Origin of the sequence: Aeromonas eucrenophila (assembly GCF_000819865.1) — a bacterium.
Classification (GTDB): Bacteria; Pseudomonadota; Gammaproteobacteria; order Enterobacterales; family Aeromonadaceae; genus Aeromonas; species Aeromonas eucrenophila.
Genome location: NZ_CDDF01000011.1, coordinates 54,566 through 77,329 on the forward strand (window position 1 = coordinate 54,566; position 22,764 = coordinate 77,329).

General features: G+C 59.2%; 19 protein-coding genes and 1 pseudogene. 9 read left to right on the forward strand and 11 right to left on the reverse strand.

Annotation, left to right across the window (positions count from 1 at the left end; genetic code table 11):
- Positions 1 to 1,457, reverse strand: a 1,457-nt coding sequence (locus BN1124_RS10585) for an MG2 domain-containing protein (protein ID WP_042641700.1), incomplete at its 3' end; no start/stop codon positions are given.
- 503 nt (positions 1,458 to 1,960) lie between these two features.
- Here BN1124_RS10585 and BN1124_RS10590 point away from each other — a divergent pair.
- The 5 genes from BN1124_RS10590 to BN1124_RS10610 are packed head-to-tail and all read left to right on the forward strand — an operon-like array spanning position 1,961 to position 7,140.
- Positions 1,961 to 3,055: an AI-2E family transporter gene (locus tag BN1124_RS10590; protein ID WP_033131539.1), complete on the forward strand. Its 1,095-nt coding sequence runs from the start codon at positions 1,961 to 1,963 to the stop codon at positions 3,053 to 3,055.
- 4 nt (positions 3,056 to 3,059) lie between these two features.
- A complete protein-coding gene (locus BN1124_RS10595; protein WP_156128257.1) occupies positions 3,060 to 4,586 on the forward strand; it encodes an efflux transporter outer membrane subunit in 1,527 nt (508 codons plus the stop codon).
- Positions 4,579 to 5,673: an HlyD family secretion protein gene (locus BN1124_RS10600; protein WP_042641703.1), complete on the forward strand. Its 1,095-nt coding sequence runs from the start codon at positions 4,579 to 4,581 to the stop codon at positions 5,671 to 5,673. The genes BN1124_RS10595 and BN1124_RS10600 overlap by 8 nt, the downstream gene beginning before the upstream one ends.
- A gap of 8 nt (positions 5,674 to 5,681) precedes the next feature.
- A complete protein-coding gene (locus BN1124_RS10605; RefSeq protein ID WP_042641705.1) occupies positions 5,682 to 6,710 on the forward strand; it encodes a DUF2955 domain-containing protein in 1,029 nt (342 codons plus the stop codon).
- Position 6,711: 1 nt separating this feature from the next.
- A complete protein-coding gene (locus BN1124_RS10610; RefSeq protein ID WP_042641707.1) occupies positions 6,712 to 7,140 on the forward strand; it encodes an ion channel in 429 nt (142 codons plus the stop codon).
- Positions 7,141 to 7,254: 114 nt separating this feature from the next.
- Here BN1124_RS10610 and BN1124_RS10615 read toward each other — a convergent pair whose 3' ends face one another.
- The 3 genes from BN1124_RS10615 to BN1124_RS10625 are packed head-to-tail and all read right to left on the reverse strand — an operon-like array spanning position 7,255 to position 10,256.
- On the reverse strand, positions 7,255 to 8,514 hold the full coding sequence (locus BN1124_RS10615) for an MFS transporter (RefSeq protein WP_042641709.1): 1,260 nt from the start codon (positions 8,512 to 8,514) through the stop codon (positions 7,255 to 7,257).
- A gap of 46 nt (positions 8,515 to 8,560) precedes the next feature.
- Positions 8,561 to 9,535 (reverse strand): sugar phosphate isomerase/epimerase family protein, encoded by a 975-nt coding sequence (locus tag BN1124_RS10620; protein ID WP_042641711.1) that lies wholly within the window; start codon positions 9,533 to 9,535, stop codon positions 8,561 to 8,563.
- Between the two features lie 10 nt (positions 9,536 to 9,545).
- Positions 9,546 to 10,256, reverse strand: a complete 711-nt coding sequence (locus BN1124_RS10625; protein ID WP_042641713.1) for a GntR family transcriptional regulator — start codon at positions 10,254 to 10,256, stop codon at positions 9,546 to 9,548.
- 409 nt (positions 10,257 to 10,665) lie between these two features.
- Here BN1124_RS10625 and BN1124_RS10630 point away from each other — a divergent pair, with 409 nt between their 5' ends.
- From BN1124_RS10630 to BN1124_RS10640, 3 genes are all read left to right on the forward strand, one after another.
- Complete coding sequence (locus BN1124_RS10630; protein WP_042641716.1) at positions 10,666 to 13,608, forward strand: sensor domain-containing phosphodiesterase; 2,943 nt, start codon at positions 10,666 to 10,668, stop codon at positions 13,606 to 13,608.
- A 75-nt stretch (positions 13,609 to 13,683) separates the two neighbouring features.
- Positions 13,684 to 14,532, forward strand: a complete 849-nt coding sequence (gene pflA / locus BN1124_RS10635; protein WP_156128259.1) for a pyruvate formate lyase 1-activating protein — start codon at positions 13,684 to 13,686, stop codon at positions 14,530 to 14,532.
- 96 nt (positions 14,533 to 14,628) lie between these two features.
- Positions 14,629 to 15,270 (forward strand): energy-coupling factor ABC transporter permease, encoded by a 642-nt coding sequence (locus BN1124_RS10640; protein WP_042641718.1) that lies wholly within the window; start codon positions 14,629 to 14,631, stop codon positions 15,268 to 15,270.
- Positions 15,271 to 15,349: 79 nt separating this feature from the next.
- Here the strand turns inward: BN1124_RS10640 and BN1124_RS10645 are convergent, their stop codons facing one another.
- The 4 genes from BN1124_RS10645 to BN1124_RS10660 all read right to left on the reverse strand — a co-directional run bounded on the left by BN1124_RS10645 (position 15,350) and on the right by BN1124_RS10660 (position 18,627).
- On the reverse strand, positions 15,350 to 16,042 hold the full coding sequence (locus tag BN1124_RS10645) for an ABC transporter permease (RefSeq protein ID WP_042641721.1): 693 nt from the start codon (positions 16,040 to 16,042) through the stop codon (positions 15,350 to 15,352).
- A gap of 3 nt (positions 16,043 to 16,045) precedes the next feature.
- The gene (locus tag BN1124_RS10650) at positions 16,046 to 16,786 is read right to left on the reverse strand and encodes an ABC transporter permease (RefSeq protein ID WP_042641723.1); all 741 of its coding nucleotides are present in this window, start codon (positions 16,784 to 16,786) and stop codon (positions 16,046 to 16,048) included.
- A gap of 232 nt (positions 16,787 to 17,018) precedes the next feature.
- A complete protein-coding gene (locus BN1124_RS10655) occupies positions 17,019 to 17,792 on the reverse strand; it encodes an ABC transporter substrate-binding protein (protein WP_042641726.1) in 774 nt (257 codons plus the stop codon).
- A gap of 64 nt (positions 17,793 to 17,856) precedes the next feature.
- Positions 17,857 to 18,627, reverse strand: coding sequence for an ABC transporter ATP-binding protein (locus tag BN1124_RS10660; protein ID WP_042641728.1), 771 nt, complete (start codon positions 18,625 to 18,627; stop codon positions 17,857 to 17,859).
- Between the two features lie 532 nt (positions 18,628 to 19,159).
- On the opposite strand from BN1124_RS10660, the gene BN1124_RS10665 reads away from it, so the two are divergent.
- Complete coding sequence (locus tag BN1124_RS10665; protein WP_042641730.1) at positions 19,160 to 20,062, forward strand: LysO family transporter; 903 nt, start codon at positions 19,160 to 19,162, stop codon at positions 20,060 to 20,062.
- Positions 20,063 to 20,165: 103 nt separating this feature from the next.
- On the opposite strand, the pseudogene BN1124_RS10670 reads toward BN1124_RS10665, so the two are convergent.
- The 3 genes and pseudogenes from BN1124_RS10670 to BN1124_RS10680 form a co-directional block, all read right to left on the reverse strand.
- Positions 20,166 to 20,492 (reverse strand): annotated as a pseudogene (locus BN1124_RS10670) (amidohydrolase family protein); the annotation flags it as partial.
- Positions 20,493 to 20,529: 37 nt separating this feature from the next.
- The gene (locus BN1124_RS21270; RefSeq protein WP_156128261.1) at positions 20,530 to 21,084 is read right to left on the reverse strand and encodes a lipid-binding SYLF domain-containing protein; all 555 of its coding nucleotides are present in this window, start codon (positions 21,082 to 21,084) and stop codon (positions 20,530 to 20,532) included.
- 180 nt (positions 21,085 to 21,264) lie between these two features.
- Positions 21,265 to 22,251: a hypothetical protein gene (locus BN1124_RS10680; protein ID WP_042641735.1), complete on the reverse strand. Its 987-nt coding sequence runs from the start codon at positions 22,249 to 22,251 to the stop codon at positions 21,265 to 21,267.
- Between the last annotated feature and the right edge of the window lie 513 nt (positions 22,252 to 22,764).

Below are 22,764 nucleotides of genomic sequence, written 5' to 3' on the forward strand. Positions count from 1 at the left end.
GTCAGCGCATCGGCATCGCCGAGCAGTTCCCCATCCGGCCCCTTGCCCAGCTGGAGCTTCAGTCGCTCCGGCAGAAACTCCTCCACCAGGAAGGGCCACTCGAAGCGGCTGCCGGCGGCGGTCTTGAGGATGATGTTCCAGCGCCCAAGGGGGGCATCGCCCGGCAGGCGCACGTCATAGTGCGCGGCGCCCAGGCTATCTGGCAGCAGTCGCCGCTGCTCGAGCAGCTGGCCGTCCGGTTGCTTGATCTCCAGCTCCACCGCCATGCCCGGCAACAGCTGACCATCCTGCCCCTTGAGCAGGATCTCGCTGTCGAGCCGCTCGCCGGGGCGATAGAGATCCCGGCCGCTGAACAGATAGAGCTGCTGGGCCTGCCAGGGCTGGGTGCCCAGATCGAACGAGGAGAGATCCAGCGCGGCGCCGTCGAGGCGCAGCACGGCCAGGTGCTTACCCTGCTCCGCCAGCAACAGGCGGGCCCCCTGGATCTGCTCGAAGCGGCGATGACCTTGCACGTCCGTGGTCTGCACCTGCAGCCGGTTGCCCTTCTCATCGAGCAGGGAGAGCTGCACATCCTTGAGGGGAGCGGCGCTGGCCAGGGAGCTGACGAACACCTCCAGCTGATCCGGGTAGCGGCGGGCACTGAGCCCCATGTCGCTCACCGCGAAGTAGGTGGTCTCCTTGCGCCAGTTGTAGTCGCCAAGGGGAGACATCACCGCGAAATAGACCCCGGCCTCCGCCAGTTGCGGCTCCTTCACGTTGATGAGGCGGGTCTCGCGGCGGTTCGGATCGAGCGCCAGGGCGTAGCGGCCGCTGAACACCCGTTTGGCCCGCGCACTGATCTGCTCCAGATCCCAGTTGCCCATGCCCGCCCCCGGCTTGTATTCCGCCAGAAAGCGCGGCAGATAGTCGGCCTCGATGCGGAAGAAGTCGATATTGACCTCGTCCACGTTGACCGCGCTGATGGGCAGGCGCAGCTCCTGGCGCAGCGGCAACACCATGCCGCTGGCGGTGAAAGAGGCCCCCGCCACCAACGGCCGGGTCTTGATGGTCCAACTCTGGGGGGCGGGCCCCAGCCCCGCCTCGAGGGTCACCTCGTAGCTTTTGTCGGGGGCAACCTGCGGGAAGTAAAGAGTGCGGCCATCCTCGGCCAGGACCCAGTCCCCCTGCACCTGCTTGCCCCCCTCGCTCACGGCGAGCCAGCGCTGCCAGCTGCTGCGCGGTGAGAGCGGGGCCGAGAAGACCAGCGCCAGCGCCGGTGCATCCCGGTATTGGCGAGCACTGGCCTGACTGATCTCGCTCGGGGCGCCGCTCTCTTGCTGCGCCGCAGACGGCGGACTGGCCTCAGTCGCGGGCTCTGGGCCGCAACCGGCGAGCAGCACAGCAGTCAGCAACAGGGCTGACCAAGGACGGCAGGCATAGGAGGCACGAGGTAGGGGTTTGGGCTCGAAAAGGCGCATAAGTTTCATCCCGGGTGGAGTCGCCGCTGACGCGGCTCAGGAGCCAATAGAATATAGGGTTTCCCATGAATACACATCCATGACAGGGATAATGTCGTGCAAGAGGTATATTTCAGCACATATATCTACCCATAAGAGTGATATTGGTGTAACCCATTCGAGGCTTATTAATGGATAACTATTTTATATATACCTTTATCCCCCGTTTTCTGAACCCAAGCTAAACTGGGAACAACAGTTCACTTGTGTGGTATGCGAGGACTCTTTATTCTCTAGCCCCACTGGAACTGTTGCACCAATCAACCTAATATCAAACGGTTAAGTCATTTTTTAAAAACTTGACGTCTGTGCCATCAATGAAAAGAAGGCATGGTGCAATACCAAGGCGCACCCTCAATGTTTGAACTCAAGTTCATTTATTACTGCGCAACCTTTACTTGCTGGCTCGGCTTTTGTCGGGCCAGAATTGTTGTGCGCTCATCACCTGTTGGAGTGATACCAGAATGGAAATTAATGATCTTGCCGTAGTCGAAAAAAGACTGGTTGCCAGATTCCTGGATATGTTCATCAAGTTCGGTCTTATCCTGGCCTTGGGATCTTTCTGCTTCACCGTGTTCTCCCCCTTCATGAACATGATGCTGTGGGCCCTGATCCTGGCGGTTACCCTCTATCCCCTCCACCAGCGCTTCGCCGCGCGCCTTGGCGGGAAACAGGGCAAGGCATCGACCCTGCTGGTATTGCTGGGAATACTCTTGATCGTGGCTCCCACGGTTGCCATGGTCAGCTCGCTGGGTGACAGCGTCAGCACCCTGGTCGACAAGGTGGACAACAACACTCTGGTGATCCCGGCCCCGTCCGCCGACATCGCCAACATTCCGCTGGTGGGTGCCAAGCTGCACGCCATCTGGCTGAAAGCCTCGGTGGACTTGCCAAGCCTCATCATCAGCTACAAGCCGCAGTTGGGGGATCTTGCCAAGCAGGTCGTCGGCATGCTGGCCAGCATGGGCGGTGGCTTGCTGGGCTTCGTCGCCTCCTTCATCGTGGCGGGAATCATGATGGCCTGGGGTGCCCCAGGCGCAGTGAGTGCCAACCGCATCGCCATTCGCATCACCGATGAGCGCAAGGGTAACGCCCTGACCAAGCTGTGCACCAGCACCATACGGGCGGTGGCGCAAGGGGTGATCGGCGTGGCCTTCATCCAGGCCTTGCTGGCCGGCATCGTCATGTCGCTGGCGGGGATCCCGGCCGTGGGCATCTTCTTCATCCTGGCCCTCATCCTCGGCATCGCCCAGGTCCCCGTCATTCTGGTCACCGGTCCCATCATCGCCTACATGTGGATGGCAGGGGATCACGGCACCCTGGTCAACATCATCTACTCGGTGCTGCTGGTCATTGCCGGCATGGCAGACAATGTGCTGAAACCGCTGCTGCTGGGACGCGGGGTCGATGCCCCCATGCCGGTAGTACTGCTCGGCGCCCTTGGCGGCATGGCCACCAGCGGCATCCTCGGCATGTTCATCGGTGCCACCATGCTCTCCATCGGCTATCGCATCTTCATGGCCTGGGTCAACGAAGGCCTGGCCACTGCGGAAAAATAACCCCATGGTCATCGCTCTTCCCTCTATGCGCCCCCTGTTCACAGGGGGCGCATGCCTGTTGCTCAGCGCCTGTACCGTGCTCGGCCCCGACTACCAGACACCCCAAGTCAAGGAGATTACTGACTGGCACAGCGCCAGCGAGAGTCAGAAAACGACCGCAGCCGCCGACTATCGTCTGTGGTGGCACCAACTCGGGGATCCCGTGCTGAGCGCCCTGGTGGAAGAGGCCCTGAAGAAGAATCCGGACGTGCGGATCGCGGGTCTGCGCATCCTCGAGGCCCAGGCCCAGCTCGGCATCGCCGAGAGCCTGCTCGGTCCCCAGGCCACCATAGGCACCGCCGAGTTACTGCAGGCGGGTCAGACCCGCAACGGCCACAGCAGTGCCGGCAGCAGTTATGGCGCGGGCTTCAATCTCGGCTGGGAGCTCGACTTCTGGGGCAAGTTCCAGCGCGGCATAGAATCGGCTGACGCCAATTACTTCGCCACTCTGGCCCAGTATGACGATGTCCAGGTGCTGATGATTGCCCAGGTGGCCCAGCTCTATGTGAGCATCAGAACCGTCGAGGCCAGACTCCAAATCGCCCATGAGAACGCCCGTATCCAGCAGCGCAGTCTGGAGATCACCGAGCGGCTGTTCAAGAGCGGCAACAGCGCCGAGCTGGATGTGCAACAGGCCAAGACCCAGTATCTGGGCACTCTCTCTGGCATACCCCAGCTCGAAACCAACTTGCGCCAGAGCCAGAATGCCCTGAGTACCCTGCTCGCGAGGACACCGGGCCCGCTGCCCGAGATGGCCGCCAACACCGGCAAGATCCCGGAGGGCAAGCTCGCCCTGGTCGCCGAAATGCCGGCCGACTTGCTGCGCCGCCGTCCCGACGTGCGGGTCGCGGAGCGGCAACTGGCTGCCCAGTCGGCCCTGATCGGGGTGGCCGAGAGCGATCTCTATCCCTCCATCACCCTGCTCGGCACCCTGGGAGTTAGCGCTACCGGTGGCGACAGTGGCACCTTCTCCTGGGCCGTCGGTCCCTCGCTAAGCTGGAACCTGCTCGATCAGGGGCGGCTCGGCAACCAGATCCTGGTGCAGGATGCCCGCTTCCAGCAGTTGCATGAACGCTACCGCGATACCGTGTTCAAGGCCGCCCGCGAGGTGGATGATGCGGCCGTAGGCTACGCCAACGGCCAGGATGAGCTCGCCTTGCTGACCCAGACCGGTGAGGCGGCCCGCCGTTCACTGGACATCGCCAACACCCAGTACCGCGAGGGAATGGCCGACTTCCAGCGGGTACTCGACTCCCAACGCGCCCTGTTCAACCAGCAGGAGCGCCTGGTCAACAGCCGTGGTGCCCAGATGCGCGATCTCATCACTCTCTACAAGGCGCTGGGTGGTGGCTGGGAGCAGGGACGATCGCGCCCCCTGGTGACCCCGGAGGTGGAAGCCCAGCTGCGCGCCCGCGCCGACTGGGCTCCCCTGCTCGACGCAACCCGGCCTCAGCCTCAAACCCAGCACCAGAAGGTAACATCGAATGACTGACAGCAATGTTTCTCCCGGTCAGGCCAGCAGCCGCGCCACTCTCGGGCTGCTGGGCTTGATCGCCCTGCTGCTCGGCTGGTATCTGCTGGCCGACCGGCTCACCCCCTACAGCTCCCAGGCCCGGGTGCAAGCCTTTGTGGTCCCCGTCGCCGCCGAGGTATCCGGCCAGATCAAGCAGGTCTATGTGCGCGACAATCAGGACGTGTCGGCAGGGGCCTCCCTGTTCGAGATCGATCCCGAGCCCTACGACATCGCCCTCGCCAAGGCGCGCTCCGACTACCAGACGGTGCTCAGCAGCGTCAAGGCGAGCGGTGAAGGCATCAAGGCCGCAGAGGCAAGCCTGCAGGCCATGCGCGCCGCCTATGACAATGCGGCCAAGGATGCCGACCGCCAGGAGCGCCTCTATCGGGAAGATCCGGGTGCCATTTCGGTCCGTCGCCTCGAAGTCGCCCAGGCCACCCGCGAGACGGCCAAGAGCCAGGTGGCCGCGGCCGAGGCCGATGTGCGTCGCGCCATCGAGGCCGCAGGGGTGAACGGTGAGAACAACTCCCAGCTGCTCAGCGCCCGCTCGGCGGTGCACAAGGCAGAGCTGGATCGCAAGAACACCCTGATGGTGGCCCCCGGTCGCGGCCTCATCACCGACTTGAGCACGGACGCGGGCCAGTTCATCGGGGCCGGCGCCCCGGCCATGACCCTGATCGCCATTCACGACGTCTGGCTGTCGGCGGATCTCACCGAGAACAACCTTGGCAATATTCAGCCGGGAGACAAGGTCGCCATCCTGCTCGATAGCCTGCCCGGCCAGCTGTTCGAAGGCGAGGTGCGCAGCATCGGCTACGGGGTGAGTGACGGCAAGAGTCAACCGGCGGGTTCCCTGCCGACGGTGGACAACAACCGTGACTGGCTGCGCCAGGCCCAGCGTTTCCCGGTCAAGATAGCCTTCAAGGCCGAGGATCTGCCCCCGACCGACGCACTGCGGGTGGGAGGCCAGGCCGATGTGCTGGTCTATGCGGGCGAGAGTGGGCTGATGAACCTGCTGGGATCGCTCTACATCCGCCTGATGAGCCTCTGCTCCTTCCTCTATTGAGGCGCCATATGCATAACGCCGACAGGGCAGTACTGCGGATCGGCACGGGCATCGCGCTCGCGACCCTGATCTGCTACGGGCTGGCCCTGCCCATGCCCCACCTCGGGGTCATCATGGCCTGGGTGGTGCTGTGCAAGCCCGGGGAGGCCCTCGGCCTGAAGAAAGGGGTGGCCGGGGCGCTGCTGCTGATGGGGGTCATGATAGGTGGCGTGCTGCTGGTGCCCCTCTTGACCCACTATGCCCTGGCGGCCGTGCTGCTCGTCTGCCTGCTGCTCTACCTGCTGATGCAGCAGGCGATGGCGGGCAAGGGCGCCTCCGCCATGCTGCTCATCATGGCCATCACGGTGATCCCGGTGGCCGGCCTCATCGAGCAGGTGCTGGCCATCGCCATCGCCCAGATGATGGCGGTGGGGATCCTGGTGGGCACCCTGGTCAACCGGCTGGCCCACGCACTGTTCCCGCCCCAGCCGGTGACGGATGCCGTGGCGAGGCCACTGCCGCCTCCCCCGGAACATCCCGAGCGACTGGCGCTGCGCGCCGTGGCCATAGTGTTGCCGGTCTGGCTGCTGGCCCTCGGCAATCCGGCTTTCTACATCCCGGCCGTGATGAAGACGGTGACCCTGGCCCAGCAGAGCGGCTCCCTCACCGCCAGGCAGGCGGGCCGGGAGCTGGTGCTCTCGACCCTGATGGGGGCGCTGATCGCCTTCGTGCTCTGGCTGGGACTCAGCCTCTGGCCCTCGTTGTTGATGCTGGTGCTGTTGCTGGCCCTGATGACGCTCTGGCTGGCACGCCGCCTGGTGCGACTGGTGGCGGGTCGCTTCCCGCCCTCGTTCTGGAGCAACGCCTGGATCACCGCCCTCATCCTGTTTGGTCCGGCGATCGAGGACAGCGCCACCGGCAAGGATGTCTGGCTGGCCGCCGCCATGCGCTGCGGCCTCTATCTGTTGGTGGCTGGCTACGGCTGGCTCTGTATGTTGCTGCTCGAGCAGTGCTGGCCAGCGGGCCGGCCACTGGCGGAAGCCAAGTTAGGAGACTGAGATGTTTCATATTTTTCTGGTCGGCATCCCGGTGATCCTGGCCAACATGCTGCTGCAATCCCTGGTGTCCGTCTGGTGCATTCGCTTCTACATCAAGCGATTCGGTGAGCGGGAGGGGGCCCTCGCCGGGGTGCTTGCGCTGTTTGGCATCATCACCCTGGTGATGCTGGGCAACCTGGCCCAGATCGGTGTCTGGGGCGCCCTCTTCCTGTGGCTGGGGGAGTTCAATAGCCTGCAGGAAGCCGTCTATCACTCGGGCGTCAACTTCGCCACCCTGGGTTATGGCGATATCGTCATGAGCGCGCAGTGGAAGCTGTTGGGCCCCCTCGAAGCGGTCAATGGCGCCCTGATGATCGGCCTCTCCGGCGCCTGCATGCTGGCGGTGCTACAGCACCATCTGCGCAAGCAGCTCGGTCAGCCTCGCGAATGACGGCCCTCTCACCAGAGGGGTGAAAGCCACAAGACGAGAGGGGAGCCAATGGCACCCCTCTCTCATTTCACCTGGGCAAGGCGCTCACTCATTCCAAGCCCCCTGCCCTGCACATCAACTCGCGGCGATGGCTTCGGCCGTGGTGGCGGCGCCCTGACGCTTGATCTCCCGCACCAGCAGGGTGGAGATGACGGTCCCGGCGAAGGCGAAGCAGGCCATGATGCCGAACACTATCTGATACCCCAACAGACCGCTGTATTGATCCAGCAGGTGGCCATAGAGGCTGAAGCAGAACATGGCCGGGGCATAGCCGATGAAGCTGCCCATCGCCATGGCGGAACCGATATGGTCCTCCTTGATCCTGGCCTCACCGATGGGGGCGAAGAAGACGGCGCGCTGGGTGAAGACCACGGTACCAAAGCCCAGGGTGCAGGCCATGCCGAGGTAGACGGACATCTGCTCATGGGGCAGGACGATCAGCAGGCCGAGCATGACGGTGCTGACCATGAAGCTGTAGCAGAGATAACGACTGGGGGACTTCAGGACTTTGTCCGCTATGATGCCGCCTATGGGGCCTCCCACCATCTTCAGGCAGTACTGGTTGATGATGCCATAGGCGCCAACCAGCGCCACCGGCAGGGCGTAGATCTTGCTCAGGAAGGGAATGAAGAAGGTCAGGCCACAATAGACGGAGTAGACGCAGAAGATGTTGAGGGCGATGAGCCACACCAGCTTGTCTTTGAGCACAGACGAGAGATCGCCGGTACGCGCCGCCTTCTGCTCGGCCCCGGTCTTCTCCTCGTCGTTCATCAGGAACAAGATGCCAATCCCCACCACGATGACGATACAGGAGTAGAACAGGATGCCGGCCCTGAAACCGCTCAGGCCGCTGCCGAAATAGGCGAAGACCCCCAGCGCACAGAAGGCGACCACGGTATCCACCACCCCACGCCCGGTCTCGAAGAAACCGAACAGCCGTCCCTGCTGGGTGTTGTCCCCCAACAGGCTGACCGACTTGAGAAGGACCGGCCAATTCAACATGTCGCAGGTCACGCCAAACAGGGCCCAGATCAGCAATATGCTCCAATATCCCGGCATGCTCGAAAGATAGAGTCCCAATAAGCCGGTGGCTATCAGCGAAATAGCCATCGTATATTTCTTCGGTAATTTATCGGCGAAATAGATAGAGAAGAAAAAACCCATGGTCGCCACTATGGAGTTGACCGACATGGCATTACCAATCTGTCCATTGGTCAGATTAAAATATTCCTGCATGGGGATATAAAATGCGTCTTTCAGCGATGGCAATTTATAGATAGTACCGCCGCACAGCGTGAGCAGGCTGAAAAGAGCCCATCTCTTCTTGGTGAGCATAATAGTGTCTCTTGTTTTATATTATGAGTAGGGGACGTACTTTTTATTAATTCAGAATGGCTTCGGCTTGAGTGACCAGTTTTTTCAGAACGGTTCTGACGTGTTCTATCTGGCGAATGGCATCCTGTTTTTCTTGCGCCAGGCGCGCCGATAATAGCTCGGGAGCCGGCAAGGGGGTTTCACTCATTTCACGCCACGGGATCCAGGGATCATTGCCCTCATCGCTGAACCGAAATGCCGGCGCATAATAATCCACTTCTTCTTCCAATCCGTAGGCGAGTACCTGAGGCGCATCGTCCCCCAAACAGATCAGCTGTTTCAACAGCTCTTCGAATGGCATATCCCCGGTCCCGGACGCGCATGCAATATGGCCGAGGCCAGTCCCTTCCTGAATTATTTTGGCATCCTTGATATGTACGTGGGCTATGTGGGGCGCCATGATCTGCAACGCCTCGAGAGGCTGCTCGTTGGCATTGATCATGTTGCCAAAATCAAATAACAGGGAGAGGGAATCGATGCCACTCTCCTGCACCAGCTGCACCAGCTCACCTGACTTCAGATCCTCATGCTGCTCTATGGTGAAGGACAACGCCCGATGGCCGTGCTGCTGCCTGATATGCGCAAGGTCATCACGGATCCGCGCCAGCACAGACGATAGATGACCCTCATAGCGAGGATAGAAACGCAGCGAGGTGGCGCCTATCTTCTCGGCGACGGTGACAGCTTCATCGATCTCCGCCGGTACGGAGGAGCTGATCTCCAGGTTGATATCCAGCCCAAGTTGCTCGGCCTTGCGGCGAAAGGCCACCAGTTCCGGGTCGCTCAGGTGCTTCAGGGAACGGCTCTCTCCATCCAGGATATGGATCTTGACCCCGCGCAACCCCTGCTGATGGGCAATGTCCAGTAGATCGGCTGGCAAGATCTGCTCCAGACGCATGTTCATGTGGAAAGAATATGCGTGCAGATAGAGCGGCAGCGATCCCTGCCGCGCGAGGATTTTTCTGGCCTGAATTGCGTTCATATTTACAACCTCACAGATGAATAACAAAGTCCACAGACTCAAAACGCCAATATTCGATATCGATATGCACTACGACACCGTCCACATTCGCTCTGTGCTTTTCGACGAGAATGGCGGGCGATCCGGGAGCACAACCCAGATGCCGGCAAATATCCGCACCAATCCGAATGGGACTGAAGGTGAGGTGCTTGGTTTTCACAGTCTGAGCAAAACGGGTTTGCCACAGCGTCTGCAGAGAGTCGTTGCCGATATGATCGATAAAGTCGGGGGCATAGTCGGGATGAATATAAGTCTCGTGATAAAACACCAGGTGTTCGTCCAGGGCGCCCCAACCGGTTATCTTATATATAGATTTCCTCTCTTCGCCGAAGAAAAGAGTCGCGAAACGCGCCTCATATTCAACAAGACGCTCTTTGCTTAAATATCCCCAACTGGGAACACGCCCCTGCTCCTCGGCGGCGATACGAAAGCTGGATGAAGATTTCGGATTATAAATAAAGCGAGCGGGCGTCATAAACCAGCCGCGACGATCCTTTCTAAAAATGACCGAGTCTGATTCCAGGCTCAATAATGCCTGTCTGAGTGTCATCCGCTTCACATTGAGCGCTTCACATAATGCTCGCTCGGATGGCAACTTGCTGCCGGCAGCCAATCGGTGATCGGCTATCCATTTATCCAGCGCTACTTTAGCGACTTCAACGGTATATATGGTGTTTGACATCACTCACCTGAATGTTGGTTTAAACCAGATTGCGAGACAGTACTCCCTCGCCCCCAAAGCCGGCAACAACGACTCGAGGTCATGATGTCAAAATGTGATTTCACTCTCAGTGCCAGCGGCGTTTACAAACGGGATCGCATGAAATGGAGGGCTGTCACAGCCAAAAGAGTCTCTATGGAAACCCTGCTCTGCCGTCAGATAATCCCGATGCAAAGTACCCAACCCGAACCTCAGAGCCGGCGTTCGAAGCGAGAAACCGACTTTCAATGATCCGGCAGGGCCATCGCCGGACCGCCCCCGGACGCAAGCATCGACAGTGCCTGCATTTCCCATGGTATGAAATTTCGTTTGGACCGGTTTTGCAGTATTCTTGGCCGCAGACAATTGCCCAACAGGATAGTGCCCGTTCATGTCGTCTACCGCGCTCAGTCATCTCCCGACCGCCAGCCAGGCGCCGCTGTTCTTTCGCCTGGATACCCGCAGCCAACGGCTGGTCGCCCTGACCGATGTGATGCAGACGCCGCTCCACTGGCTCGATGAGCCAAGAAGCGCCTGGCCGGCCCAGTTGCCGGATGCCTTGCGCCAGCCCATAGAGCAGCGGCTCGCCAGCGGCCAGGGCGGCAAGCTGTTGCTGCGCTTTGCCGATCTGCAGTGGCATATCTCCCTTTCCCACGAACAAGACGCCTTCTGGCTCATCTGCCTGCAGACCCAGCGCCAGGAGAGCGCGGCCAACCTGTCGTTGCAACTGCCCCGCCTGAGCCAGATGGCCAGCCAGCAGCAGTACACCGCCATGCTGGAGAGCCTCAAGGAGTGCCTCGGCGCCGATCGCCTCATCCTCTGGCACTACCAGGCCAATGGCCCGCTTGGCAGCGAACAGCTGACCCCGGTTTTCACCCTGGGAGTCCCTTCCCTCGGGGCCATCCGGGGGGACAGTCGCTATATCCGCGCCCTGCGTACCCGCGGCGCCCTGAGCTTCTCCGAGGCGGCCCATCAACCCATGCTGAGCCAGCATTATTACCTGGCTGATGCCAATGTTTGCTCCCGCCTGGATGGTGCCTTGCTGGAGCAGGAGAAGCTCATCGGGGTGCTCAGCCTCGAGTTCGTCGAGACGCTCCTGCCGAGCGAGGAGACGCTGCAACTGGTGCGCCACTGCGCCCAATTGCTGGGTCACTGGCAACCTGAGCCGCCGGCGACCGAGACAGCGGCCATCTCCCTGCCCGCCGACGCCCTGAGCTGCAAGACCGGCAACGACTATTGCCGCGCCCTGCTCGGCTGGGCCATGGCCAGTTGCGGGGCCCGCATCGGCTGGATAGGTGAATTTCAGCCCCGCGGTCAGGATCTCTGGATCATCCCACGCTGCGTCCTGTCGGGGGAGACCTTCTCCACCGTCAGACCCATCCGGATGGACATGGGACCAGGCCGGGAGATCTTCCAGCACGGCCAGAGTCTCTACGTGGATGACTTGCCCCTGCGCTACCCCCAGGCCAGCCAACTGCTGGCCCTCGATGCCAAGGCCTATGTCGGCATCCCCCTCCATGGCCCGAACGGCGCCCCTCTGGGCCAGCTCACCCTGCTGCTCGATGGCCCGCTCGCCGACCCCATGCCCCTGCTCGACGCCCTCGACAGTCAGCGTGAGCGGGCCGCCATCGAGCTGCAACGCCTCGCCAATGACGATGCCCTGCGTCTGGCCGAAGTGGCCTTCAACACCCACGACGGTCTGCTGGTGATGGATCACAGCGGCATCATTCTCAAGGTCAACGACTCTTTCAGCCGCATCACAGGTTTCGAGGCGGATGAGGTGATCGGCTTTCACATCGGCACCCTGCGCCCGACCTACTACGGCGACAGCCTCAAAGATGACGTCACCGCCGCCGTCAACGAGCAGGAGTACTGGCTCGGTGAGGAGCAGTGCCTGCACAAGGCTGGCCAGCTCTTCCCGGTCCGGCTCATGGTCAGCGGCGTCAAGGATGAGGCCGGCGAGATCAGCCACTTCGTCTGCAGCTTCCACGACATCACCAGTGAGAAGGAGGCCGCACGCCACATCGAGCGGCTCGCCTATTACGACGATCTGAGCGATCTCTACAACAGGCGCAGCCTGAACGACATCATGCAGCGCACCTTGCAGAGCCCCAGTGGTCAATGGGGCGCCTTGCTGCTGCTCGATCTCGACAACTTCAAGTCGATCAACGACTCCCTCGGCCACGCCTGCGGCGATCTGCTGCTGCAGGCCGTGGTGGCGCGGCTCAAGTCCCTGCCACAGGAGAACCTGGTGCTGGCCCGGACCTCGGGGGACGAGTTCGCCCTGCTGTTCACGGCACTCGGCCAGGGTTATGTCACCGCCAAGATCCTGGCGGAGCATTTCGCCCGCGAGCTGATGGGCATCTTCCGCAATCCGTTCGACATCGGCGATCACAAGCTGCACTGCAGCGCCTCCGTGGGGATCAGCCTCTTCTGCGGCGATGACAGGGATCATTTGATCCTGATGCAGCAGGCCGATACCGCCGTGCACATGGCCAAACGCGCGGGGCAAGGCAACTATGTGTTCTTCAGCGAGGCCATGGCGGAGAAGGAGAAGAACAAGCTTTCCCTGAGCAACCAGCTGCGCGATGCCCTGCGCAACAACGAGCTGGTGCTGCATTATCAACCCCAATACAGGGTCGACAACGGCAGCCTGTCCGGGATAGAGGCCCTGCTGCGCTGGCAGAAGGCCGACGGCACCATGGTGCCCCCCGGTGAGTTCATCCCCATCGCCGAGGAGACCACCCTCATCCAGGAGATAGGCTACTGGGTGATGAAGACCGCCTGTGCCCAGTACAGTTTTTGGCTCAACAACGGCCTCGTCATTCCCCATCTGTCGGTCAACGTCAGCGCCCGCCAGTTCCACACCGCCGGCTTCGTGCAACAGGTAGAGTACATACTGCGCGACACCGGCGTGCCCCCCTCCCGCCTGCTGCTGGAGGTGACCGAGTCAGTGGTGCTGGAAAACCGGCTGGACAGCATCGCCAAGATCCGCCAGCTCAAGGCGCTCGGCATCCTGATCTCCATCGACGATTTCGGCACCGGTTATTCCTCCCTCGCTTATTTGCGCGATCTACCGGCCGATGAGGTCAAACTGGATAGAAGCTTCATCCAGACGCTGGTGCACAGCGAGCAGGACAGGGCCATCGTCAAGGCGATCCTGGACTTGGCCAAGGTGTTTCGCTTCACCGTGACCGCCGAAGGGGTGGAAGATGAGGAGCAGCTGGATGTCCTCAAGCAGCTGGGATGCCAGCACTATCAGGGCTTCCTGACCAGCCGTCCGCTCGCGGTCAAGGCACTGGAGGCGCTGCTGGGCAACGCCAGACCGGGCTAAACAGGTAGGATTTATAGGGCTTTTTGTAATAAAATAACGACCGCTCGCACCCTGCCAGAACAATTGGAGTCGTCTATGTCAATCATTAACCGGATCCCTGCCGTCGAAGTCAGCGGCTCTGCCGACAGGAAAGTGGCTAATCCCCGGATCCCTGCCGCCACCGTTAGCGACGCCAGCAATACCGAAGTCATTGGCCGGATCCATTCCATCGAGACCTGCGGCACCGTCGATGGCCCCGGCATCCGCTTCATCGTGTTCATGCAGGGCTGCCTGATGCGCTGCAAGTATTGCCACAACCGGGATACCTGGGACACCCAGGGCGGCCGCGAGGTCACAGTGCCCGAGCTGATGCAGGATCTCACCAGCTACCGCCACTTCATGAATGCCTCAGGCGGCGGCGTCACTGCCTCCGGCGGGGAGGCCATGCTGCAGCAGGAGTTCATCGCCGAGTTGTTCGCCGCCTGCCAGGCGCAGGGGATCCACACCTGTCTCGATACCAACGGCTTCGTGCGCCACTACGACGAGCTGCTCGATAGGGTGCTCGACAACACCGACCTGGTGCTGCTCGACATCAAGCAGATCAACGATGAGAAGCACATACCGCTGACCCACGTCAGCAACAAATACACCCTGGAATTTGCGCGCTACCTGGCGGCCAGGGGCCAGACCATGTGGATCCGCTACGTGGTGGTGCCCACCTGGTCCGACGATGACGAGAGCGCCGAGGGACTCGGCCAGTTCATCGCCGAGCTGGGTGACTGCGTCGAGAAGGTGGAGCTGCTGCCCTATCACGAGCTTGGCAAACACAAGTGGGATGTGCTGGGCGATCATTATGATCTCACCGGGATCAAGCCCCCCAGCAAGGAGACCATGGACAGGGTCCAGGCCATCCTCGGCAAGTACCACCCCAACGTCAAATATTGAAGAAAAGGGCTGACCCAACAGGGTCAGCCCTTTTTCTGCGCCATCCCGAGGATGGCCATCGTTCACCCGCAATCGGTAACGCGCAAAGGACATGCCATGACTGAAGGACAAGTCGCCGCCCTCCTGCTCTGGCTGGTGCTGCTCGCATTCAGCCTGCGTGGCTCCCTGCTACGAACCCTGCATGACAACCCCCTCTATCAGCATCTCTGCTTGGGAGGCGCCATCGCACTGGTGCCGCTCTGGTATCTGCGGGCCGGCCTGCACGAAGGGCTGGAGATCCATTTTCTCGGCCTCACCAGCCTGACCCTGCTGCTGGGCTGGCGCCTCGCCCTGCTGGCCCCCTGCCTCACCCTGCTGATCCTCGGCTATTTTGGCGTCACGAATCTGGCAGACTTCGGTTGGCAGGCACTCATCGACATAGGCTTGCCGGTGGCCACCAGCTGGCTGTTGTTCCTGGGGAGCTGGGCCTGGATGCCCCGCCACCTGTTCGTCTATCTGTTCGTGGCCGCCTTCCTCGGCGGGGCGCTGAGCATCTCGGTCAAGATGATCGCCAGTGCCCTGCTGATGGGACTGGATGAGCGCTACAGCTGGCAGGTGATCAGCGCAGACTACCTCTCCATCTGGCCGCTGCTGCTCTTCCCCGAGGCGCTGCTCAACGGCATGGCCATGACCCTGCTCGCCGTCTACCGCCCCCACTGGGTCAACACCTTCTTCGATCGGGAATATCTGGGGCGTTGACCGCGCAGCGCAAACCACAAAACACCCACAAAAAAGCCCGCGACTGCGGGCTTTTTTGTCTCTGATTTTTCGTACCCGGTTACACGGTACGGGGGCGCAAATGGGCGTGCCAGCGGGCTTCCCACTTCTTGAACAGCCAGACGATGACGAAGGTCAGCAGCATGTAGAGCAGGCCCGCAGTCAGGAAAGCCTCGAACGGGCTGTAGTAGCGGGAGTTGATGATCCGCGCCGCGCCGGTGAGATCGACGATGGTGATGATCCCCGCCACCGCCGAGCCCTGCAGCATGAAGATCACCTCGTTGCTGTAGGCGGGCAGCGCACGGCGAAACGAGTTCGGCAATATGATCCGCGTGAGCGTCTGCCAGCGGGTCATGCCGAAGGCGTTGGCCGCCTCGATCTGGCCCTTTGGCATGTTCAGCACGGCGCCACGCACGATCTCGGCGGTGTAGGCACCGGTGTTGAGGGTGAACGCCAGCAGGGCGCAGAACCAGGCCTGGGCGAACAGCTCCCAGGCGGCGCTGTTCTTGAGCCACTCCCACTGGGCGGCGCCGTAGTAGATGATGAACAGCTGCACCAAGAGCGGGGTGCCACGGAAGAAGTAGATATAGGCCCAGATCGGCCCCTTGATCAGCCAGTTGCGGCTATTGCGCAGTATCCCCATGGGCACGGCCAATGCCAGGCCGAGCACGAGGGACGCCGCCACCAGCAGTACTGTGGTGTAGAGCCCCTCCCAGTAGGTGGGCCACTCTTTGAGAATGATTGAGAAATCCATGGCTTACCTCGTCTTGATCGCGTAGTGACGCTCGGCCCATTTCAGCGCCGAAGTAGAGACCGCGGTGAAGATCAGGAAGATAAGCGCCACCGCCATGTAGAAGGTGAAGGGCTGCTGGGTCGAACCCGCCGCCAAGGACGCTTTGCGCACCATGTCATCGAGCCCGATGATGGAGACCAGCGCCGTGGTCTTGAGCAGCACCAGCCAGTTGTTGCCAAAGCCCGGCAGAGCGTGACGCATCATCTGCGGGAACAGGATCCGCACAAACACCTGGGTCGCTCTCATGCCGAAGGCGCGCGCCGCCTCGAGCTCTCCCTTGTCCACCGCCAGGATGGCGCCGCGGAAAGTCTCGGTCATGTAGGCGCCGAAGATGAAGCCGATGGTGGCGACCCCGGCCGCGAAGGGGCTGATGTCGATGTAATCCGGCAGCAGCGAGACCCACTCCTGGTTGGGATCGCTCGCCAGCAGGTAGTTGTTGTAGCTCTCGTTGATCCAGGTGCAGAGGTTGTTGATCAGCACCTGACCGCCGAAGAACAGCAGCATCATCAGCACCAGATCCGGGATGCCGCGAATGACGGTGGTGTAGGCGGTGGCGATGCCGCGCGCCCATTTGTAGGGGGAGAGTTTGGCCAGCGCGCCCAGCATGCCGAGCAGCAGGGCCAGCAGCAGGGAGGCCAGCGCGACCTCCAGGGTGACCCAGGCGCCCTCCAGCAGAGAGTGTTCGTATCCTTTCAAATCAAACATAGGCAGCTCCATTGCAACAACTGACTGGGTTCGTCTCTCCAATACAAGAGGCCCCATATTCTTTTAAATCAACCACATGCAGCTCCATTGCAATTAAGCAGGCCCGTCACTTCCGGCGGGAGGCAACGGGCCCTATGACGCATCGTCCGGTGACGCCGCTTCGCGGCTAATCGAACTTACGGCGCTCGCCGTACACGTCTTCTCTCTATTTGTTGCCGTAAACGTCTTTTCGTTATTCGCCGTAAACGTCGAAGTCGAAGTACTTGTCGTTGATGGCCTTGTACTTGCCATTGGCACGCAGGGCCAGGATGGCGGCGTTAAATTTCTCTTTCAGATCCTTGTCAGCCTTGCGTACCGCAATGCCGGCACCCTCGCCAAACCACTTGGGATCGGTCAGTTTCGGGCCGACGAATTCGAACGCATCGCCACCCTCTTTCTTCAGCAGACCATCGCTGATGGCGGCGGAGTCGGCCATCACATAGTCCACCCGACCGGATTTCAGATCGAGATAGGCTTCATCGGCGGTGCCATAACGCTTGATGGTGGCATTCGGGAAGTTGTCGGTGATGTAGGTGTCCATGGAGGTGGCGCGCTGCACGGCAACGGTTTTGCCATCCATGAAGGCCTTGTCGAGCTTGACCTCGGTGCCTTTCTTGGCGGCGAAGCGGGCCGGAATGTGCTGGTACTTCTGGGTGAAGTCCACCTTCTTCTTGCGCTCTTCGGTGATGTCCATGGTGGCGATGATGGCGTCATACTTGCGTGACAGCAGCGCCGGGATGATGCCGTCCCAATCTTGCTTGATCAGGGTACATTTCACCTTCATCTCCTCGCACAGGGCGTTGGCGATGTCGATGTCGAAGCCTTTCACCTCGCCACTCGGCTCGGTCCAGGAGAAGGGAGGATAGGCCCCTTCGACCCCGATCCGCACCTCTTTCCACTCCTTGGCCATCAGGTTACCGGAAGCCAGAGCAGTCACCACGGCAGTCGCCAGCATCAGCTTGTTCATGTATCTCTCCTTGATAAACACGTCGATCGTTGAAAATGAAGATGGTTAAAAGACAGCCCGCCCATCAGTAGATGGAAGAGATGAATTGCTTGAATCGTTCCGACTTGGGATGGGCGAAGATCTCCTTGGGATTGCCCTCCTCCTCCACTCGCCCCTGGTGCAGGAACATGACCTTGTTGGACACGTCGCGGGCAAATGACATCTCGTGAGTGACCACCAGCATGGTGCGCCCCTCTTCGGCCAGCTCGCGCATCAGGCCGAGCACCTCCCCCACCAGTTCGGGATCGAGCGCCGAGGTGGGTTCATCGAACAGCATCACCTCGGGCTCCACCGCCAGGGCGCGGGCGATGGCCGCACGCTGCTGCTGACCGCCGGAGAGGTGACCGGGATAATAGTCGCGCCGCTCCCACAGACCGACCCGGTTGAGCAGATGCTCCGCCTTGGCGATGGCCTCGGCGCGGGGCACCTTCAGCACCTGGATCGGCACTTCGATGATGTTTTGCATGATGGTCATGTGCGACCAGAGGTTGAAGCTTTGAAATACCATGGCCAACCGGCTGCGAATACGCTCCACCTGGCGCATGTCCTCCGGTTGCCGTTCACCGGCCCGGTTGGATTTCATGCGAATGAGCTCGCCGTGGAGGGCCACGGTGCCGGAGGAGGGGGTTTCGAGCAGATTGATACAGCGCAGAAAGGTCGACTTCCCCGAACCTGAGGAGCCGATCAGGGAGATGACATCCCCCTTGTGGGCCGTCATATCGATGCCCTTGAGCACTTCGTGGGTGCCAAAATACTTGTGCAGTTCACGAACTTCCAGTGCGGCGACGTCGCTCATCCATTACAACCTTGTCTGTCCCTAGACGCCGCTGGGGCGTGACTCAACCATCGTCCATTTAACAAAACGTTAACCGATGGCAACCTTCAGCGAAAATATCACTCAGGTAGTTAAAAAACAATACAGAACCGAGGTATTTGGTGTTTTATCTGTATTTTTATTGGTCTCATCGGTATTTTTCAGCACTTTGTCTGCATAAAACCCGATTTCAGACGCCCCCGAGATACCGCATTTTTATACTCAGAACGCACTGGTAGCAAGAAAATTCAGCCATCCACACCGGATGTCGCTCAAAACGACTTTATTCATCCTTTTCTGTCGAGTCAGCCGGTCAGTTTTTGTGAATGAAATTGATTTTACTGATGATGACCGCCCCTTGCCGGAGGATGGTCAGGATGGGCCGCCATCCGAAAAATATAACAATATGATAAAAAAGGCCCGTGTGGGCCATGTCAAGCTCACGGATATGTGACACTTGCGCAACAACTCGTGATAAGGTGCCATTTTTCCCAGTTTTGTGATCGAGGCCCCAATGTTGCTGAATGTGTTGCTGATCCTGCTGCCGCTAGGTATCGGCTATCTGATCCCCCTCTCCTCCCAGCGGCTCATCAAGCTGGTCAATCAGTCTCTCGGCAAGATGGTCTACCTCATCCTGTTCCTGATGGGGCTGGGGCTGGCCTATGTGGAGAACCTCGGCAGCAACCTGACGGTGATCTTCGAGGTGGCCGCCATCATGCTCGGCGCCATCACCCTCTGCAATCTGCTGGCGCTCTGGTGGCTGGACAAGCGCAGCCCACCGACCCACGAGGCCATCGATGCCAGGCAGCCGAACAAGCTGCACATGTTGTGGGAGTCCCTGCAGCTCTGCTTCGTGGTGCTGGCCGGGGTCGGGCTGGGGCTGCTGATCGATCTGCGCGCCCTGCCCATCGACAAGTTGAGCGAGTGGGCGCTGATGCTGCTGTTGCTGCTCATCGGCATCCAGATGCGCAACTCCGGCATGCGGCTGCGCCAGGTCCTGCTCAATCCCTGGGGCATGAAAATCGCCCTCACCGTGATCCTGAGCAGCTGGCTCGGCAGCCTGCTGGCGGCCCAATGGCTGGGCATGCCCTGGAACCACGCCCTGGCGCTGGCCTCCAGCTTCGGCTGGTATTCCCTCTCCGGCATCCTGGTGGCAGACAAGCTGGGGCCCGTGCTCGGCTCCGCGGCCTTCATCAACGATCTGGGGCGCGAGCTCATCGCCATCATGATCATTCCGATGCTGATGCGTCGTCACCCCTCCGCGGCCATCGGCTACGGCGGAGCCACCGCCCTGGATTTCACCCTGCCGGTGATCCAGAAGTCCGGTGGCATCCAGATGGTGCCGGTGGCCATCGTCTCGGGCTTTATCCTGAGCCTGCTCGGCCCCATCCTGATCCTGGGCTTCCTGGCTATCTAAGCATCACCTCTCAAACGAAGAAGCCCGACCTTGAGGTCGGGCTTCTTCGTTTCGGGATGTCAGGGTCTTTGCACCAGCTGACTATTCTCTGCCACTGCTGGCCTCAAGCCCGCCACTGACCGCCACTCATCACCCGCGTGATGGCGAGGGTATCGGGAGAGATCAGCAGCAGATCCGCATCCAGGCCAATACCGATATTCCCCTTGCCAGCGAGGCCAAGCGCCCGGGCCGGATTGGCCGTCACCACCGACAGCGCTGTCTCCAGCGCCACCCCCTTGGCGCAGGCCTGCACCAGCTCCTGCCACAGGCTACCAATCTGGCCACAGCGCATCTCGATCAATCGCCCCTCGGCATCGAAGCGCGGCAGGCTGGCGTTAGCATCCGAGCTGAAGCTGATGCGATCCATGGGCACCCCGGCGGCCAGCAGTAGTGCCTCTCTAAAGGGAGCCTTCAGCTCATATTCTTGTTCAATTGAGGTCACTTTTACTGATTCTGATTGCCCTTGCTGTAATTGAAGCTGACACGCCACCATCGGATAGGATATGTACAGAGTACTCAGGAATAATGTCACTCGATGTGCCTGCCATAGCAGCAGTGCCAGCGGAAGCCTCTCCGCCGATATCAAATACCCAGAGACCCTCTTTTAATTTTTCAATGATGTTTGGTGACGACACTAAAACTAAAGCCTTATAGGAACGAGCCCCCCAACCAGCGCCCAGATCAAAACGCTGAACACGATAAAAAGTGGGTTTATTTTCTGCTTTCATGAAAAGCACTCCCTCGCCGCCACCTACTCCAACAGCAGGAATTTTTGTTACTTTCATGTCGACAACCATATAAGCTAACGATTCATCGAACGCTTTAGTGAGTCTTTCATCCCGCTCGAGCAGCTGCGTGATAGTGTCGCGTGCCATGTCATTAATGTTCTGCTGCTTTATACTCTTTTGTTCATCATTTAAATTGCTGCAACCTGCAACCATTAACATAATAAAAATCAATATACACCGATTTGTTTTCAACATCCCCTCCCACTACAACTCAGAAATACGGACACCTTCATATCACGAAATCTATTGAATTTCATAAATCTGAATAATCAGCATACGATGGATAATATAACCGTTAGACACCTCTACCATTAGAGTTATTGTTCCGTCGAAGCTCCGCCCAATATAAATAAATCTTGGCTATCATGGCTCTGCCTACCATCGATAGTCCAGCATCATGACCATGCTGGTTCGTTCAGGACCGACACTGAACTCTGTCACTACGCCGTAATGGCGGGCCAGATTCCAGTTCAGCCCAACCACACCTGCCCATTCATTTTCGTTTTCAGAAGAAATACTGTAAGCGACATTGTATCCAAACGGATCAGACTGCTGCGTAAATCCCTTCACTTTCATATAAGAAAAACCAACAAAAGGGCTGACCAACCCCAGATTGTTGAGGTGGAATGAACGACCAATTCGTGGGCTAATCAGGAGAGCTTCACTTTCGGTTCGCTTATCATCAGTTTCCGACCTGGTATAGCTGATCGGCAGAACACCAAAATACTGACCGAAACCAGCGGTAAAATTCGTACTTACCCCATAATTCCAACCTGAGAAATCTGGCGAAAAATGAATCGGCTTGATACCCGGCTTAATATGATTAAACACCGAATCCGGGATGGTGACTTCCAGGTCAGAGCTTCCATCAAAACGCCCGGCATGTACGCCGACCTGCATAAACGGTAGAACCCACGAGCTGAGTTTCAGTTGCCATGTCTGGGTATTGGTTTCTGGATGACCAAAATCGATCTCATCCAGATTTAAACGGTCAAAGTCGATATCCGGACGACTGGGAATTGCCAGCTTCAAGCCGGAAAAACCGATCCCCTGTTGCATATAAGTTGGCACAATGGAAAAGGAGAACGGTAGAGGTAAATCAAATCCAAGATCAATCGCCTTCTGCGCATAGAAAGGTAATGCATGTTCCCACTTGCGATTCAGCCTCTGCTGGTTTGACTGACTTGACCGAGTGATAGATGGGCGTACATCTGCCGGGATAGTGGCATTCCGCTCAGCTTTGCGCAAAGCTCTGATCTGCTTGCGACTCTCATTGAGGTCTACCTCATCTGAGGATGATAATTCAGTAGCCGACGCTATCGATAAGGTTAGAAACAGAAATATAAAAAGCAAAGCATGCATACTTCTCATCTTTATTAACATTGACTAGCCAACTATACTAATAACAAATGAATCACCAACCACTAACAATTGGCATTTGGGTTATATTTTTTGACGGTTAAATTTACCAGCGAACTTTTTCCACCGTTTTTATCCTTTTAGCGTGTAAAAATATTATCCTAATTAGCTATTCTTAAAATCTCCATAATTTAAAATAATTACAGATATATATCACCGCCATGAATACGTAGGATTTTCCCTGCATATCACGTAATTTGGAGGGAATATGGCTCACCTTATCGAGACCATAGCCTACACCGGCCAAACCCCCTGGCATGACTTCGGCAATCTGTTACCCCCGCAGCAATCTCTCAACATCTGGCTCCAGGCCGCCTGGCATAGACTGGACCGTTGAACAAAGCGAGGTAAAGTTCAACGTCAAGTTGCCCCTCTCGACACAATTTGATGCAGCGGCCGTGAAGGCCTCGCTGGGAGTGGGCTGCCCCATTGGGATGAGTTCAAAACCCAGACTCA